Source organism: Candidatus Caccoplasma merdavium (genome assembly GCA_018715595.1).
GTDB lineage: Bacteria > Bacteroidota > Bacteroidia > Bacteroidales > UBA11471 > Caccoplasma > Caccoplasma merdavium.
This window is the reverse complement of sequence record DVLI01000015.1, coordinates 1-15,102: the sequence shown is the minus strand read 5'-3', so window position 1 is coordinate 15,102 and position 15,102 is coordinate 1. Positions and strand designations below refer to the sequence as shown.

At 51.7% G+C, this 15,102-nt stretch carries 12 protein-coding genes; 8 read left to right on the top strand and 4 right to left on the bottom strand.

Annotation, left to right across the window (positions count from 1 at the left end):
- Positions 1 to 54: 54 nt before the first annotated feature.
- Genes IAD09_04580 through IAD09_04570 form a run of 3 tightly spaced genes read right to left on the bottom strand, consistent with a single transcriptional unit; the run spans position 55 to position 3,921 of the window.
- Positions 55 to 1,257 carry a hypothetical protein gene (locus IAD09_04580; protein HIT81499.1) on the bottom strand — a complete coding sequence of 401 codons (1,203 nt, stop codon included), beginning with the start codon at positions 1,255 to 1,257 and terminating at the stop codon, positions 55 to 57.
- Positions 1,254 to 1,685: a hypothetical protein gene (locus tag IAD09_04575; protein HIT81498.1), complete on the bottom strand. Its 432-nt coding sequence runs from the start codon at positions 1,683 to 1,685 to the stop codon at positions 1,254 to 1,256. The genes IAD09_04580 and IAD09_04575 overlap by 4 nt, the downstream gene beginning before the upstream one ends.
- Before the next feature lie 4 nt (positions 1,686 to 1,689).
- The gene (locus IAD09_04570) at positions 1,690 to 3,921 is read right to left on the bottom strand and encodes a hypothetical protein (GenBank protein HIT81497.1); all 2,232 of its coding nucleotides are present in this window, start codon (positions 3,919 to 3,921) and stop codon (positions 1,690 to 1,692) included.
- A 477-nt stretch (positions 3,922 to 4,398) separates the two neighbouring features.
- Between IAD09_04570 and IAD09_04565 the strand changes: the two genes are divergently transcribed.
- From IAD09_04565 to leuB, 5 genes are read left to right on the top strand one after another with little or no spacing between them, the layout of a single operon-like run.
- Positions 4,399 to 5,895 (top strand): 2-isopropylmalate synthase, encoded by a 1,497-nt coding sequence (locus IAD09_04565; protein HIT81496.1) that lies wholly within the window; start codon positions 4,399 to 4,401, stop codon positions 5,893 to 5,895.
- A gap of 27 nt (positions 5,896 to 5,922) precedes the next feature.
- Positions 5,923 to 7,317 (top strand): 3-isopropylmalate dehydratase large subunit, encoded by a 1,395-nt coding sequence (leuC, locus tag IAD09_04560; GenBank protein ID HIT81495.1) that lies wholly within the window; start codon positions 5,923 to 5,925, stop codon positions 7,315 to 7,317.
- 19 nt (positions 7,318 to 7,336) lie between these two features.
- Entirely contained in the window at positions 7,337 to 7,930 is a 594-nt protein-coding gene (gene leuD / locus IAD09_04555; protein HIT81494.1) for a 3-isopropylmalate dehydratase small subunit, read from the top strand.
- Between the two features lie 4 nt (positions 7,931 to 7,934).
- On the top strand, positions 7,935 to 9,452 hold the full coding sequence (locus IAD09_04550; GenBank protein ID HIT81493.1) for a 2-isopropylmalate synthase: 1,518 nt from the start codon (positions 7,935 to 7,937) through the stop codon (positions 9,450 to 9,452).
- A gap of 24 nt (positions 9,453 to 9,476) precedes the next feature.
- Complete coding sequence (gene leuB / locus IAD09_04545) at positions 9,477 to 10,550, top strand: 3-isopropylmalate dehydrogenase (GenBank protein ID HIT81492.1); 1,074 nt, start codon at positions 9,477 to 9,479, stop codon at positions 10,548 to 10,550.
- A 131-nt stretch (positions 10,551 to 10,681) separates the two neighbouring features.
- On the opposite strand, the gene IAD09_04540 is transcribed toward leuB, so the two are convergent.
- Positions 10,682 to 11,872, bottom strand: coding sequence for an OmpA family protein (locus IAD09_04540; protein ID HIT81491.1), 1,191 nt, complete (start codon positions 11,870 to 11,872; stop codon positions 10,682 to 10,684).
- A gap of 292 nt (positions 11,873 to 12,164) precedes the next feature.
- Between IAD09_04540 and IAD09_04535 the strand changes: the two genes are divergently transcribed.
- From IAD09_04535 to IAD09_04525, 3 genes are all read left to right on the top strand, one after another.
- Positions 12,165 to 13,028, top strand: a complete 864-nt coding sequence (locus IAD09_04535) for a M23 family metallopeptidase (protein HIT81490.1) — start codon at positions 12,165 to 12,167, stop codon at positions 13,026 to 13,028.
- A gap of 15 nt (positions 13,029 to 13,043) precedes the next feature.
- Entirely contained in the window at positions 13,044 to 14,198 is a 1,155-nt protein-coding gene (locus IAD09_04530) for a 1-deoxy-D-xylulose-5-phosphate reductoisomerase (protein HIT81489.1), read from the top strand.
- A 39-nt stretch (positions 14,199 to 14,237) separates the two neighbouring features.
- Positions 14,238 to 15,102: site-2 protease family protein (locus IAD09_04525; protein ID HIT81488.1), on the top strand; the 865-nt coding region annotated here is incomplete at its 3' end.

Sequence of the window (15,102 nt, the reverse complement as noted above, 5' to 3'; positions counted from 1 at the left end):
AAAAACAGGGCGGCCACTACCGGCCGCCCATAAATGGACAAGAGTTATCCGTTCCTACCCGGCATACACAATCTGCCCATTTGTGATAAATGTCTCTCCGTCGATGACAAGTTCGGTTACACAACATCTTAATAAATCACTAAGAAGTATCTCCAAATCGCCACTACATTCCTCCAAAAACTGTTTATGATTATCGTCGGTATTAATATAAATTTTAGTTGGCAAATCCTCATGATCTATTACGGCACCAGCTTCGTTTAGTATCTTCTTCTCAGGAGGAAAACAACATGACTGGTCGTTAAGCATTTCAAACAAATCACTTCCTAGCAAATTGGCCGGGTAATTTACCGCGTTTATCGACAAGAGACAAGAGCTTTTCAACGCCCGAGCGCCATCTGTCCAGGTAAACCAAGTATTCTTGCTTCCTGCAATATTGGAAAATATACGACACTTAGGCGGCAAGCTACTCAGATCTCCCTCGAAATTGCACTCCGAGGCTGAGATTTCTTCAAGACCCGTCAGGCCGCTCAGTGCACTCAGATTCCCACTGATAGAGGTATAGGGTATTGCCAGTTTTACGAGCTTTTTAAAGCTACTTAACACCGACAGATCTCCGGTAACGCCTCTAAGTTGCTTTTGGTATGTACCCGCCAATGTCAATTCTGTCAACGATCTCGTTGTCATATTCTGCAAATCATTGATAGAGAATTTTGCATCAGCTCCATTATCAGATTTTAACTCCAACTTCTCCAAAGGACAATCTTTCAGATCGTTCAGGTCCAATCGGAAACCGGCACCGCGCACATACAAATTTTTTAAACTTGTCATATCACGCAGCACACTCGAATCACCCCCAAGCTCGCCATTTAAGCACAAAGTATCTAATGCCGTACAAGATTTCAAAACACCGACATCGAAAGCCTCGTTTGTTCTAGTCGGCATATCAAGATATCTCAAATAACTTTTGTTGGAGACAATAATATCAAACTCCTGCAACTCTGTGGCCGGAGCCGTCGAATATGCCGGCTTTGGATATTCGGAATTATTCTCAATGGTCATAGAGCCGTCGCTGAACTTAGGGCTACCCTTGACTACATTGGCTATCGAAGCCGTCACTTTTTTCCCTGAAACTGCTTGTATTGTAAAAACACTATTTTCTCCCTCATTCAGTACGATATGGAATCTAATATCGTCCACTTTCAGCATAGAGGTGTCGCTTACCTTTCCCGGCAATATTGTTACTAAACAGGTATTCATAATTTTGTAGGATTTAATGATTGGTTATTATTTTGGGTTATCTTTATAAAACTCAACGGCTCAACCCGCATATTGTCGACAGTTATTATAGCCGACGGCTCTATGGTTTTCAGCTCGATGAGCTTGACTTTTGAAACATCGCCACACAGACACAGGCGTCCTCTCGAATTGATTTGCAGAAACAATCGGACGTCTTCCTGCAAATCGAGTGCCTTGAAAGTCCATTCGCTCGATATGACACTATCGGGTACATAGTCTTCACTTTTCGACAACGTCTTGCGACAGGTGAGGGAATATTCATTCTTACATATCGAACCATCGATGCGTTTTATCCAGGCCGTCACAAAGGCATCGAACGGACGCTTTATCTCGGCGTACTCTGCTGTACAATTTTCAGCAAAATAAGGTGCATAAATAGGAATTGTCATAACTCTACATTTTTAAAAATATTCTGTACATATCGTCTTCTATCTCGGAGCCTCTATTACTGATGAATTTCTCTTCTGTATTTCCAGCTTCGCTTGTTCCTTGTGCGGTAACATACCAATCGCATATATAATCCCAATACCACACACAGACATACTCGAAATTCATCTTACGGGCCACCTCTGCGAAAGTTTTCCAAAACAAAATCATGGCATCGCCGTAATACTCTCCTACCACTTCGTCGCCATACGCCTCGGGTGCACGTAATGCCTTGATGGCCGGGCGGGTACCTATCTCAGAAAGCGCAATATTGTTCATGTTATACCGGCCTTGCCAGAAAGTCCCGATCGACATAAATCGTTCGGCCATCAACGACACCAAATCATCGGCCGGAGTAATCTTTCCATCTTTGAACGACAATGCAGGATAGACATTAAAGGCAGGTTTCAGATGATCATAGAGGGAGGGATCGGCATTTGCCATCTGATATTCACCCGCAAACGAGCAGCGGGCAGTCTTGCCCTCGCCATTCACATCCTGTGCCAATTCTTTTATAAGAGACACACAACTCGTACCATTCGGATCTATATCGGTAAAATCACCTCGTTCATTGACGATATATACATCTTGAAAATCGGGGAGACCAAGTTCGGCCAACCGTTCACTCAACCGTTTGGTGTATTCATATATAAATTCCTTATATTTAGACATACCACCTCCTCCGGTTCCATTTTCTTCTGGCCATTCGCCGCCCGCATGGAATTTTATGGCTTTTACCGACAATCCGTTCAAATATATCTCCTTCGCCAAATCGAAAGGTTTATTACGATATTGAGGACTACTCCAATAACCACTCACATAATATGCCCCATTGAATATTGCATCTGTATCGGTTTCTTCATCGGACATAACTTCATTTGTTGAATCTGTTGAATGATTATTCCTGATATACATGGTTATAATACAATCGGTAACCCCCAAATTACGAGCAAGGCGCATGGAATTATTTATCCCGTTTCCGTCATATTTATAATCCGACATTCTGATTTCGTAATTGTAACACAAAGGGGTATGACGATTTATCACATCACCACGCACGGTAATCTCCTGCCCATAGATATTGTAAATTTTCCCAACTATATCTATTTCGGCCGGTGTGTTCACAAAAGTTTTTGCATACTTTTCTACCTTACTGGTAGCAGAAGGAAGATTTATGACCTTTGTTTTATTGCTGAGAATCGTTCCGTTTGTAAATGTACCCCCATTGAACCACAAGACGCAATCATCGGGTATGCGCACGACACGCCCCCCTAAATTGTGCGTATGTACCACCTCATATATCGTATGGGTTGCCATCATAGGAGAAACGGTATATACATAATGTTCTTCTTTTAGTGAGCCTTCATACTTAAACAGGGTCAATGTTTTCCTTTTGCAATAGTGTTCATCTGTTACATTCTCCTCGTCTTCTGCGACAACATTTTCAAAGGCATTTTCTATATCTCTGCACCGTAACCTCACATAGCCGTAATTATTCAGGCCATAAGGACGCGATGCCAACCGCAACCTATTATCGACAGAGGCAATATCCTGGCCGTCGGCATAGTTCTCGATTGACCCTCCTCCGGAAGTTCCGATTTTTTGTAAAAGTTCCTCGGAACAATCACTCTCCTGTATCTTTTTGTTTTCAAGCGAAGATATACGTGCGACCAGTTCACTTTGTTTGCTGTCGGTCGCCTCTATTTTCCTATTAACGCGATTGATACTATTGGTCAACGTCTGTTTCAATTCTTCTTTCGTAGAAGACAAGGCAATAGAATGGTCATAAATGGATGCTTCCAATTTTTTCAAATCAAACGTCATCTCATTTTTGGCACACCAAAATGTAAAATCATACTTAACCCCCATGACCGGGTAGCGATCACCTTTTTGATCTTCTATACACCATAAAAAAAGCCATTCGGGGTTTTCGATTCTTTCCGACGGACAAATTTGCCGGATCGGCGTCGGTACGCCTTTGGCCCATTCCATGGAGCCGTCTCTTTTAATGCCCCGTAAAAAAATGCCATTGGAATCGGTAACAACCTCCAAGAATTCTTCATTGTCGATTATATTCCACAAACTTTCAACAATAGAAGAACTGGCAACCGATGGTTCTAATTGTCCGGTTATTTCCATCGCACCCGAAGAATTTACCTCGGGAGGAATTTGGGTTGTTTCATGTTTAGAATTTGTCATACTATTCATTTTTTAATTTGACATCATTATCGATAAGCTTATCTCGGTACGACAAAAATAACTTGGCATTAAAGCTAAAACATGGGGAATTTATAAAAAGAGCAAACGGATTATTAAGTCCCGGTGGAGCAAATAACGATATATTCAAAAATTTTTCTGAGGCTTGAATTCTTTATGATTTGACATTTTATGGTTTATAAAAATTGACAATTCGTAAAACAACCCGCAAAAAATATTGCATTCTATTTGCAGAATCAAAAATTATAGCTACATTTGCAGCCGAAATAACAAATCTATCTCGACAGATGCAAAACTTCCGACTTCACGACCTACGAATTATTATTCTACCGAAGAGTTCGATGGACGGTGAGCCGGTGCGCTAAAATGAAGAAATGATACCGATATACAAACCTTTCTCACACGTCCCTGTGCAGAAAGGTTTTTTTTTGAGAAGAAACGAAAAAACGTCATATTACCATGTCAGAAAAGTTATACATTTTCGATACAACCCTGCGCGACGGTGAACAAGTGCCGGGTTGTCAGCTCAACACCGTAGAGAAAATAGAGGTGGCCAAGGCCCTCGAAGCATTGGGCGTAGACATTATCGAGGCAGGATTTCCTGTGTCGAGCCCGGGCGACTTCAACTCGGTCGTCACCATCTCCAAGGCGGTAACGTGGCCCACCATCTGCGCCCTGACCCGCGCCAACGAAAACGACATAAAAGTGGCCGCCGAGGCTTTGCAGTATGCCAAGCACAAACGCATACACACAGGCATCGGCACGTCGGACTACCACATCAAATACAAATTCAACTCCACCCGCGAAGAGATTATCGAGCGCGCCGTCGCCGCGGTGAAATATGCCAAGAAATATGTCGAAGACGTGGAATTCTACGCCGAAGATGCCGGCCGCACCGACAACGAATATCTGGCGCGCGTCATCGAGGCTGTCATCAAGGCCGGTGCCACGGTGGTAAACATTCCCGACACGACGGGCTACTGCCTGCCCGAGGAGTTCGGCCGTAAAATACGTTTCCTCAAAGAGAATGTCAAGGGCATCGACAAGGCCATCATCGCCACCCACTGCCACAACGACTTGGGCATGGCCACGGCCAACACCATATCGGGCATTCTCAACGGCGCCCGTCAGGCCGAGGTGACCATCAACGGCATCGGCGAACGCGCCGGCAACACTTCGCTCGAAGAGGTGGCCATGATTTTCAAGAGCCACAAGGAGCTGGACGTCGAAACCAACATCAACACACAAAAGATTTACAGCACCAGCCGGCTGGTATCGAGCCTCATGAGCATGCCGGTGCAACCCAACAAGGCCATCGTGGGACGCAACGCCTTTGCCCACTCGTCGGGCATACACCAGGACGGCGTGCTCAAAAACCGCGAGAACTACGAAATCATCGACCCGCGCGACGTAGGCATCGACGAGAACTCGATTGTACTCACCGCCCGCAGCGGCCGCGCCGCCCTGAAACACCGCCTGCACATCTTGGGCGTGGAACTCGACAAGGAGAGGCTCGACAAGGCTTATGAGGATTTCTTGAAACTGGCCGACCGCAAAAAAGACCTGAACGACGACGACCTGCTCATGCTCGTAGGTAAGGCCCGTTCGGAAAATGCCCGCATCACGCTCGACTACCTGCAAGTGACGTCGGGCGTCGGCGTGCGTTCGGTGGCCAGCGTGGGGCTGCGCATCGCCGGAGAACATTTCGAGGCGGCAGCCACCGGCAACGGCCCGGTCGATGCGGCCATCAAAGCCGTGAAACAAATCATTCACCGCCAAATGACGATTCAGGAGTTCCTTATTCAAGCCATCACCAAAGGCAGTGACGACGTGGGCAAGGTGCACATGGCCGTAGCTTATGACGGCGTGCACTACAACGGGTTTGCGGCCAACACCGACATCATCGCGGCCTCGGTCGAAGCCTTTATCGACGCCATCAACAAATTTGTACATTAATCCGACTTCAAAAAAACAACATACGCTATGAACACACTTTTCGACAAAATATGGGACGCCCACGTCGTACAGAAAATCGAAGACGGGCCGACCCAACTCTATATCGACCGGCTCTATTGCCATGAGGTAACCAGCCCGCAGGCTTTCGACGGGCTGCGTGCGCGGGGGCTGAAATGTTTCCGCCCCGGGCAGATATTCTGCATGCCCGACCACAACACGCCCACCCACGACCAGGACAAGCCCATCGAAGACCCGGTTTCCCGCAAGCAGGTCGATACGCTGGCCCGCAATGCCGAGGAGTTCGGCCTCACCCACTTCGGCATGCTCACCCCCCGGAACGGCATCATACATGTCGTCGGTCCCGAACGCGGGCTCACCCTCCCGGGCATGACCATCGTGTGCGGCGACTCACACACCTCGACCCACGGGGCAATGGGTGCCATCGCATTCGGCATCGGCACCAGCGAAGTCGAAATGGTACTGGCCACACAGTGTATCCTGCAATCGCGCCCCAAGACCATGCGCATCACCATCGACGGCACTTTGGGCAAAGGCGTCACGGCCAAGGACATGGCGCTGTACCTGATGTCGAAAATCACCACCAGCGGTGCGACGGGCTACTTTATCGAATATGCCGGTGAAGCCGTGCGCAACCTCTCGATGGAGGGTCGCCTCACCTTGTGCAACCTGAGTATCGAAATGGGCGCCCGGGGCGGCATGATAGCTCCCGACGAGACCACCTTCGCCTATATCAAGGGTCGCGAATATGCCCCGCAGGGCGAGGCTTGGGACAAGGCGGTCGCCTACTGGAAAACGCTCAAAAGCGACGACGATGCGACATTCGACAAAGAGCTGCGCTACGCCGCCGCCGACATCGAGCCCATGATTACCTACGGCACCAATCCCGGCATGGGGACAGCCATCACCGCCCATATACCCACCACCGAAGGCATGAGCGAGGTAGAAAAAAGTTCGTTCGAGAAATCGATGCAATATATGGGCTTCAAACCGGGTGAACCGCTGCTCGGGAAAAAAGTCGACTATGTATTCCTCGGTGCCTGCACCAACGGCCGCATCGAAGACTTCCGCGCCTTCGCCTCGCTGGTCAAAGGCCGGAAAAAGGCCGACCACATCGTGGCTTGGCTGGTACCCGGCTCGTGGCTGGTCGACGCGCAGATACGCGAAGAGGGTATCGACAAGGTGCTGCAAGAGGCCGGATTCGAGATACGTCAACCGGGCTGCTCGGCCTGCCTGGCCATGAACGACGACAAGGTGCCGGCCGGCAAATATGCCGTGTCGACCAGCAACCGCAACTTCGAAGGCCGCCAAGGCCCCGGCTCACGCACCCTGCTGGCCAGCCCGCTGGTAGCCGCCGCCGCTGCCGTAACCGGCGTAATCACCGACCCCAGAACGTTGATGTAAACAACAAAAGCAAACGACTATGAAACAGAAATTCGATATACTGACAAGTACCTGCGTACCCCTCCCCCTCGAAAACGTAGATACCGACCAAATCATTCCGGCCCGTTTTCTCAAAGCAACCACCCGAGAAGGATTCGGGGAGAATCTTTTCCGGGACTGGCGTTACAATCCCGACGGTTCGGTCAATAAAAATTTCGTACTCAACAACCCCACATACGGCGGAGAGATATTGGTCGCCGGGAAAAACTTCGGGTCAGGGTCGAGCCGCGAACATGCGGCCTGGGCCATTGCCGATTACGGGTTCCGCGTCGTGGTTTCGAGCTTCTTTGCCGACATACACAAGAACAACGAACTCAACAACTTCGTATTGCCTGTCGTGGTGAGTGAGCCGTTCCTGAAAGAGTTGTTCGACTCGATTTTTGCCAACCCGAAAACCGAGGTCGAAGTGAACCTGCCCGCTCAGACCATCACCAACAAAACCACGGGACGGAGCGAACATTTTGAAATCAACGCCTACAAGAAACACTGCCTCATGAACGGTCTCGACGACATCGACTACCTGTTGAGCCAAAAAGCCGAGACCGAATCATGGGAACAGAACCACAACCATTGATTCCATGCGTATAGAGATATTGGATACCACCCTGCGCGACGGCGAGCAGACATCGGGCGTCTCGTTTGCCCCGCAGGAGAAACTGAGTATCGCCCGCCTGCTGCTCTCGGAGTTGCACGTCGACCGCATAGAGATAGCGTCGGCACGCGTATCAGAGGGAGAATTCCAGTCGGTGAAACAGGTATGCGCATGGGCCAACAAGCAGGATTTTCTCAACCGCGTCGAAATCCTCGGATTCATCGACAAGGGCATATCGATACGCTGGATCAAAGAGGCCGGCGGGAAAATCATTAACCTGCTCTGCAAAGGCTCGCTGCGCCACTGCCGCGAACAATTGAAGAAAAGCCCCGAAGAACACATCGCCGACATCATGGCCGAAATCGCCTTGGCTCGGGAAAACGGCATGCAGGTAAACATCTACCTCGAAGACTGGTCGAACGGCATGATACACTCGCCCGAGTATGTCTACCAACTTATGGACGCCTTGCACGGCGAAGAGATAGAGCACTTCATGCTGCCCGACACGCTGGGCATTCTCAACCCCTACCAGTGTTTCGAGTTCTGCACGACCATGCTGGAACGCTACCCCGGCTGCCGCTTCGACTTCCACGGGCACAACGACTACGACCTGGCCATCGCCAACGTCTACTCGGCCGTGAAAGCCGGCATACAGGGCGTACACTGCACCATCAACGGGCTGGGTGAACGCGCCGGCAATGCTCCGCTTTCGAGTGTGCTGGCGGTCCTGCACGACCAGCTGAAATGCCAAACGGGCATCGACGAGCGGAAAATAAACCAGGTAAGCCGCGTGGTCGAGTCATACTCCGGCGTGCGCATTCCCGCCAACAAACCGGTCATCGGAGAGTATGTCTTCACCCAATGCGCCGGCGTACATGCCGACGGCGACAGCAAGAGCAACCTCTACTACAACGACCTGCTGCCCGAACGCTTCGGCCGCACCCGGGAATATGCCCTGGGAAAAACCTCGGGAAAGGCCAACATTCAGAAAAACCTCGAAGCGCTGGGCATCGAACTCGATGAGGAATCGATGCGCAAAGTCACCGACCGCATCATCGCCCTCGGCGACAAAAAAGAACAAGTCACGCAAGACGACCTGCCCTATATCATCTCCGACGTTCTGAAACACAACATCGAAGACCAGAAAATCAGGCTGCTCAATTATTCGCTGGCGTTGGCACAAGGGCTGCACCCGGTAGCCGTGGTGAAAATAGAGATACACGGCAAACAGTATGAACAGACGGCAACGGGCGATGGCCAGTACGACGCCTTCGTAAAGGCCGTGCGCATCATCTACAAGCAACAGCTGGGACGCGAATTCCCGATGCTCACCAACTACACGGTCGACATTCCCCCGGGAGGCCGTACCGACGCTTTCGTGCAAACCGTCATCACCTGGAACTACCACGACCACACGTTCAAGACCCGCGGCCTCGACGCCGACCAAACCGAAGCGGCCATACAGGCCACGGTGAAAATGCTGAACCAAATCGAAGAAATGTAACAATCATCAAAAAAACATCTGCATATGAAATTGAAAATCGCTGTACTGCCGGGCGACGGCATCGGACCCGAAATCGTGGGACAAGCCCTGCAAGTCACCGAAGCCGTGTGCAAACGCTTCGGCCATGAACTTTCACACCAACACGCCTTGGTGGGGGCCTGTGCCATCGACCGTTGCGGGAATCCCTACCCCGAAGAGACTCACAAACTGTGCATGGAATCCGACGCGGTATTGTTCGGTGCCATCGGCGACCCCAAGTATGACAACAACCCCTCGGCCAAAGTACGTCCCGAGCAAGGGTTGCTGGGCATGCGCAAGCAACTGGGGCTCTATGCCAACATACGCCCCGTCACCACCTTCGCTTCGCTCCTGCACAAGTCACCCCTGCGTCGCGACATCGTAGAAGGCACCGACCTCATGTGCATACGCGAACTCACCGGCGGCATCTACTTCGGTCGCCCGCAAGGACGCAGCGAAGACGGGAACGTGGCCTACGATACCTGCGTGTATAGCCGCGAAGAGGTGGAGCGTATCGTGCGCCTCGCCTACAAATATGCCCGCCAACGCCGGCAGAAAGTAACGGTGGTCGACAAAGCCAACGTGCTCTGCACCTCGCGTCTGTGGCGCGAAGTGGCCCAGGCAATCGCCCGTGAAAACGCCGACATCACGACCGAATACATGTTTGTCGACAATGCGGCCATGCAGCTCGTGCAGTTCCCGAGCCGCTTCGACGTCATCGTGACCGAAAACATGTTCGGCGACATTCTCACCGACGAAGCCTCGGTCATCACCGGTTCGCTGGGCATGCTCCCCTCGGCCTCGATAGGCATACACACCTCGGTATTCGAGCCGATACACGGCTCCTACCCCCAAGCCGCCGGCAAGGACATCGCCAACCCCGTGGCCACGATACTCTCGGCCGCACTGATGTTTGAATATGCTTTCGGCCTCATGGAAGAGGGTGCCGCCATACGCCGTGCCGTAGCCGCTTCGCTCGAAGCCGGTGTCGTTACCGAAGACATCTGCGGCGACGGGAAAGCCTACAAATGCTCCGAAGTGGGCCGGTGGATTACCGACTACATCGCCCAAGGGAAATAAAGAATCTCTCCCCCACCGACAAAAGGCCCTGCACGGTACATACCGTGCAGGGCCTTTGCCTTATCCGCTACCGGCCGTGTGATTGGCAGTGCGCAACCGGTAAACGAAAAAGGTCCAATCAGAACTGGATTTTACTTGGTCGAGAAAAGCACGATGCGATTCCAACTGTTATCCTGCGGATAGGGTTGGCTGGTGCTGCCACCGGCCACCATCTCGATGCGACCGGCCGGTATGTTGTACTGCTTGATGAGTGTGTCCATCACCGCCTGTGCCCGTTTCTGACTCAACTGCTTGTTGTAGGCCGGCGTACCGGTTTTCTCATCGGCATAGCCGGTAACGACCAAGGTGCAGCTCTTATTTGCCTTCATGTACTGAGCCACGTTGTAGATGTTGACCATCTCGACAGGAGCTATCTCGGCACTGTTGATGGAGAAACGCACCACCGACATAAGTTTTCCCTGGCATTTGGGCGTGGTGTCGACGGGTGCGGGGGCCGTTTTATAAACGACGACTTTCTCGGGAGGAGGCAAGGGACGACTCTCACAATCTTCGAGTTCCTCGCGCAAATCATTGATGCGCTGGTTCATGGCCGAGACAAGAGCCTGTTCGGCATAGGGATTGTAAGAGTTGAAACGCTCTTTTCCGAATTTCACGGTGATACCGGCAACTGCCGAAACAATCGTCTCTATGCGGCGGCTTGCCCAAAACTGCTCGGAGAAGTTATTGCCCATCATGTTGGCACGGCCCTCGATAAAGAAGTCGGCATAGTGGCAAAGGCGGAAGTTGATGTTGATACCGGCCGACACGGGGAAGAGGTAGGTATCACGCCCGGCCATGTCGTTTTTGAACGTATACATGGCACCCACACCGGCAAAAGGTCTGAACGACACGATACGCATGGGGTCGTAACCGCCGAGAGCATTGGTGAGGTCCCACATCAAGTCGCCATAAAGAGCCACATAACGGGCACCTTGCGGTTCACCTACACGGGGCCACATTTTTTTGACACTACCGCCCATGAAATCGAGACGCAGGGCAAGATAAGGGGTAATCCACTTTCCGGCTGCCACATCGAGAGCCAACGTAAATTGCTGCTTGCCGCGATGGAGCGACTTGACATAGGTCTGCGTACCGGCACCCACCGACATGAACCAGTTGCTTCTCGGCCCCTTGGCGCTGTAATACTGCGTACCGGGCAAGGGTTGAACCTCGACGATTTCTTCCTCGACGACAAGGGTTTGTGCTGTCGCACTTGTTCCTGTCCAAAACAGGAGTGCAGCAACCATTGCCCCCACCCCCCAAACATGTTTTTTTGTTTTCATACGATTGATAAAAAAAATTTACCCTTCCCGGACAAACAAAAGAGAAGACCCCCTCTCCCGGGAAATGCGAAGGGGAAATCTGCATTGAAAGCAAGCATATAACAGAAAAAGGGCGCATTAAGTTCGTCCGCCGGCAAAAAATAAGCCGGCAACGGCCAGCAAAGTGCGGGGAAATCAAAACTTTTCTAAAAATAGGAAGAGAGCCGCAGGGTATCGCGAATATTTATTAACTTTGCAAATTAGGATAGTTTTCTTGCATATAATGCACGAACAACACCGCAACAGGTAACATATGCAGACAGGCAACAAAATAAAATCGGTGTGGAAAAAGCTCCGGTTTTCCTACAAACTCACCATCTTCAACGAGCACACGTTGGAGCAGGTCCTGATGTTTCGCATTTCGCGACTGACGGTGATTCTATCGATGCTCATCGCCGTGCTAATTATCGGAGCACTCACCATCTACCTCATCACCCGCACCCCGCTGCGTCGCACCTTACCGGGGTATGTGAGCCCCGAAATGCGGAGCCAAATCGTCGACAACGCCCTTGCCGTCGACTCGCTGACCCGCATTGTCAACATCAACAAAGCCTATCTCGACAATCTCGCCAACATTTTTTCGGGCAATATTCCCCTCGACTCCATCGACATCAACAGCGAGCAAACGCTGCAAACCTACTCCATCGACTCGCTCCTGCCGGCTTCCAACGCCACCAACTCATTCCTGCGCAAATATGCCGAAGAGGGGAAATACACGCTCGATGTGTTTAACCAAAACGTAGCCGACAACCTCATATTCTATCCGCCGGTGAAGGGCCGGGTGACCCAGACATACAATCCCCAACGCCGCATCTTCGGCATACGCATCACCCCGCCTCGCCAGTCGCCCGTGGCGGCGGTACTCGACGGGACGGTCATCGCCACCTATTTCACCGCAGAAGAGGGATATGTCATCGAAGTGCAACACAACAACAACTACATATCGATATACCGATGCAACGACCGACTGCTGAAATCGGTCGGGCAAAAAGTCTCCGAGGGCGAAAACATCGCCATATCGGGGAATCTTATCGAAGGGAAGATACGCCCGTATGTCGAATTTCAACTTTGGCACCAGGGCGTGCCCTTGAATCCATCGGAATATATTCATTTCTGACAGCGCACCTTTTCTATGGGAACAAAAAGACAACTGGCCATATTGGGCTCGACCGGCTCCATCGGGACACAGGCTCTGCAAGTCATCGCCGAACACGCCGACCTTTTTGAAGTTTACGCCCTCACGGCAAACCACAATGTCGACCTACTGATAGAACAAGCTCGCCGCTTCTCGCCCGAGGCCGTCGTCATTGCCGACGAAACCCTCTACCCCAAACTGAAAGAGGCCCTGAGCGACCTCCCGATAAAGACCTTCGCGGGAAGCGATGCCATCGCCCAAATCGTCGAAGCCCAACCCATCGACATGGTGCTCACCGCCATGATGGGATATGCCGGCCTCTACCCCACCATACGAGCCATCAAAGCGGGGAAAGCCATCGCCCTGGCCAACAAAGAGACACTGGTCGTGGCCGGGGAACTCATCACCCGCCTGGCGCTTGAAAACAGAGTGCCCATTATCCCCGTCGACTCGGAGCACTCGGCCATTTTCCAATGCCTGGCCGGTGAAAACGACAACGCCATCGAGAAAATCATTCTCACGGCATCGGGCGGCCCGTTCCGCACCTTATCGGCCGAAGAATTGAAACATGTCACCAAAAACGAAGCGCTCAAACACCCCAACTGGAAAATGGGCGCCAAAATCACCATCGACTCCGCCTCGATGATGAACAAAGGCTTTGAGGTCATCGAAGCCCAATGGCTGTTCAATGTCACTCCCGACCAAATCGAGGTAGCCGTACACCCCCAGTCGATTGTGCACTCCATGGTGCAATTCCAGGACGGAGCCATCAAAGCGCAACTGGGGCTTCCCAACATGAAGCTCCCCATACAATACGCTTTTGCTTATCCGCACCGGCTGCCCAGCTCCGACCCCAAACCCCGACTCGAACATTACATGTCGCTCACCTTCGAACGCCCCGACACCGACAGGTTTCCCCTTCTCGGTTACGCCTACGAGGCCATGCGCCAAGGCGGCAACATGCCCTGCATCATGAATGCCGCCAATGAAATCGTCGTGGAGGCGTTCCTGCACGACCGCATCGCCTTCACCGACATGCCCCGCCTCATCGCCCGGGCCATGGACGAAGTGGCATTTGTCGCCACCCCCACTTACGACGATTATGTCGCCACCGATGCCGAAGCCCGTCGCCGTACCAGGGAATGGATTTGATTTCTCAAAAATTCTGATTTTATACTTTACCGCCGACTTATGGAAACTTTTCTGATAAAAGCCGCACAACTCATGCTCAGCCTCTCGATTCTGGTCTTTATCCACGAATTGGGACACTTCTTTTTTTCGAGACTCTTCAAGGTGAGAGTCGAGAAATTCTATCTCTTTTTCGACCCGTGGTTTTCCCTGTTCAAATACAAGCCCAAAAACAGCGACACCGAATATGGCATCGGTTGGCTGCCTCTGGGCGGATATGTAAAAATCGCCGGCATGATCGACGAATCGATGGACAAGGAGCAGATGGCTCAACCCGAACAGCCTTGGGAATTCCGCTCCAAACCGGCCTGGCAACGGTTGCTCATCATGACGGCCGGCGTCATCAACAATTTCCTGCTCGCGCTCGTCATCTATGCCATGATTGCCTTTGTGTGGGGCGAAACGGTACTTCCCATCAAAAACATCGGCAACGGAATCGTCTATGGCGAAGTGGCGCAAAACGCCGGATTTCGTGACGGCGACATTCCCTTGACCGCCGACGGAAAGACCCTGTATGATTTCTCGGGCGAGACAATCCGCGCCATGGCCGAAGCCCACGAAGTAGAAGTCATGCGCAACGGTGAAGTGGTGAAACTCACCCTCCCCGACGACCTCATGTTGCAACTCATCGGCGCCAACCAGCGTTTTGCCAGCTGCCGCATGCCGGTGGTTGTCCAGAATGCCGTCGCCGGTTACGGGGCCGCCAAAGCCGGCATGCAGGAGGGCGACAGCATCATTGCCGTGAACGGAACAGCCACACCCGACTACACCGACTTCACCGCTGCCCTCGGCTCGCACATGGGAGCTTCGGCCGACATATCTTTTGTGCGCAACGGCGAAGAAATGACGCTCCCTGTCGCCGTCAACG